2 protein-coding genes are annotated in these 1252 nt (G+C 57.9%); both read right to left on the bottom strand.

What is annotated here, in order from left to right; translation table 11 throughout:
• Positions 1-31: 31 nt before the first annotated feature.
• Positions 32-892 (bottom strand): IS3 family transposase, encoded by an 861-nt coding sequence (locus ACVOLR_RS20030; protein WP_332505452.1) that lies wholly within the window; start codon positions 890-892, stop codon positions 32-34.
• Positions 874-1194, bottom strand: coding sequence for a transposase (locus tag ACVOLR_RS20025; RefSeq protein ID WP_332505448.1), 321 nt, complete (start codon positions 1192-1194; stop codon positions 874-876). Before ACVOLR_RS20025 ends, ACVOLR_RS20030 begins: the two co-directional genes overlap by 19 nt.
• Positions 1195-1252: the final 58 nt, after the last annotated feature.

Raw genomic sequence — 1252 nt, 5'->3', positions numbered from 1 at the left:
TGAACTGCCCCGGATTCCATGGATAAGGTAGTCAGGGGACACTCCTGACCTGTTGATATTGCTGCTCGATCTGTAAAGGCGTGGTGTAGCCGAGAGCTGAATGGAGCCGGGCGCGGTTATAGAACAGCTCGATGTACTCGAAGATGGCCGTCCTCGCTGCTTCTCGATTGGGGAACGGACGGCCATCATTGATTTCAAGCTTCAGATTGGCGAAGAAACTCTCAATCATTGCGTTGTCGTAGGGCATGCCCGGCCGGCTCATGCTCAGTACTATTTTGGCTTTCGCCGCTTTTGCACTGTATTGCAGGCTTCGGTACTGGCTGCCTTGATCGTGATGAAGGGTCAGCCCAGGAGCGGGCGGGTAGCGGGCCAGCGCCATTTCAAGGGCATCCACTGCAAGTTTGGTGAGCTGCTGGTTGCTCATTGACCAGCCAACGATTCGACGGCTGTAGACGTCCTGGATTGCAGCGAGGTGCAGGATGCCTTCGCGCGTGCTGATCTGAGTGATGTCTCCGACCCAGATTCGTTTTGGTGCAGGTGATCGAAACGGCCATTCCAGCAGCCGAGGCGCTGCAGGGGCGGATTTGAAGGAGGCCCGGACCCTCAAAAATCTACGTCTGCGATGGGTCCACAGACCCTGTTTGCGACGCAACCGATCCATCCGATGTCGACCGCAGATGACCCCGCGTGCATGCAGTACGCGCCAGAGCCGTCGACTCCCATAAGCGGCGCGGAACTCATGGTGGGCTGCAGCAATGATTGCGCCGAGCAAGACATCGGCCTGCTGGCGCGCACATGGCCTGCGTGTACTCCATGCGTGATAGCCACTCGCTGATACATCCAAGCACCGGCACATCACAGACAACCGGTGATTCAGTCGTTGTCCGTGGATCCAGGCGTACCGCGCTTTGGCTTGCTGGCGAAGTACGCCCCCGCTTTTTTTAAGATTTCGTTCTCCTCACGCGCGTCAGCAAGTTCGCGCTTTAACCGGGTGATCTCCAGTTGCTCGAGAGAACGATATCCTGAGCCGGGGAAGGCTGAGCTGCCCTGTACACGTAACGTATCTCGCCACTTGTACAGGCGGTTGCGAGGCACCCCAAGCTCAAGGGCCAGCTGAGTGATGGGTTTGTCGGACGATTCCAGCAGCCTGACCGCCTCGCGCTTGAACTCTGCACTGAAACGTTGGTTTGCCATGGATCACCTCCGCGGTTGACCCTATTCTGGGGTGTCCATGGAGCCGGGGCCATTCCAG

It is taken from the genome of Stenotrophomonas sp. STEN030, from assembly GCF_056759995.1.
The sequence above is the reverse complement of the archived record's forward strand: the minus strand, read 5'-3'. Positions and strand labels throughout refer to the sequence as shown.